Here is a 1,237-nt window from a genome sequence, read left to right as displayed (position 1 = left end):
GAGCGGACCGGTCCGGACAGCCGCCCGCGTCGGCACCGGCACCGGGGTCGGTGCGGCGGTGCGGCACGCGTTGACGGCGCTCACCCGTACCCCCTTGGGCCCGGACGTGGCCGCCCGGCTGGCCATCCACGCGGCCGGCCTGCTCGCGGTGGCCCTGGAACCCGCGGACCCGGCGGCGCGGGGCCACGCCGGGTCCGCGCGGTCCCGGGCCGCGGCGGTGACCGACATCGAGGAACACCTGGCCGATGAGGACCTCTCCCCCGCCGCGACCGCCCGGCGGCTCGGCGTGTCGGTGCGCACCGTGCACACGTGGTTCGCCGGGAGTGAGCACAGCTACGCCGGCACCGTGCGGCTGGTGCGGCTCGAACGGGCGCGGCGGGCGCTGGCGGATCCGGCTCTGGCCCATCTGCGGGTCATCGACATCGCCGCGGACGCCGGTTTCGGCAACGTGGCCACGTTCCACCGGTCGTTCCGGCGCGCCTTCGGGCGTACTCCGGGCGACATCCGCCCGGATTGACCGGTCAGTTCAGCGCGGCCACCGCGGCGAGCACCTTGCCCTGCAGCGCCGCGGGCAGCGGCGTGTAACCGAGCCGCGCGGCGGCGGCCTGGCCCTGCGGGCCGGCCGTGTAGGTCAGGAAGCCGCGCAGCAGCGGCAGGCTGCGGGCGGGCGTGCCGGTCCGGCAGACCACCTCGTACGTGACCAGGACGATCGGGTACGCCCCCACGGCGGTGGTCCGGTAGTCGACGGCGAGCCGCAGGTCGGAGCCGGTCCCGGTGACGGCGGCGGCCGCGACGGTACGCCCGGCAGCCTCGTCGGTCAGCGCGGTGAACTCCCCCGCCCCGTTGCGGACCCGCGCCACGGCCAGGTTGTGGAACCGCGCGTACGACCCCTCGACGTAACCGATGGCGCCATCGGTGCGGGCGATCGTGGACGCCACACCGTTGCTGCCCCGCTGAGCGCTGCCACCCGGGGCCGCCCAGGTGCTGTCCTCGCCGAACCGCCAGTCGGCCGGGGCGGTCGCCGCCAGGAACGCGGTGAAGTTCGCGGTGGTGCCGGAGCTGTCCGCGCGGTGCACCGTACGGATCGGGGTCGACGGCAGGACGGCCTCCGGGTTGTCCGCGGCGATCACCGGGTCGTCCCAGGTGGTCACCGTCCCGGCGAAGATCCGGGCCACGGTGGCCGGGGACAGTCGCAGGTCGCCGACCCCGGCGACGTTGTGGGCCAGCGCGATCGGCC

General features: G+C 76.2%; 2 protein-coding genes. One reads left to right on the top strand and one right to left on the bottom strand.

Translation table 11 applies throughout. The features are described 5' to 3' along the window. The coding region (locus AB0C29_RS49210) for an AraC family transcriptional regulator (protein WP_360835384.1) at window positions 1-517 on the top strand (517 nt) is incomplete at its 5' end. Window positions 518-521: 4 nt separating this feature from the next. Here the strand turns inward: AB0C29_RS49210 and AB0C29_RS49205 are convergent. After that, the coding region (locus tag AB0C29_RS49205) for an extracellular solute-binding protein (RefSeq protein ID WP_360835382.1) at window positions 522-1,237 on the bottom strand (716 nt) is incomplete at its 5' end.

This window comes from Actinoplanes sp. NPDC048791, assembly GCF_040650095.1.
In the GTDB taxonomy this organism is placed as follows: Bacteria; Actinomycetota; Actinomycetes; order Mycobacteriales; family Micromonosporaceae; genus Actinoplanes.
This window is presented reverse-complemented; position numbering and strand designations above follow the sequence as displayed.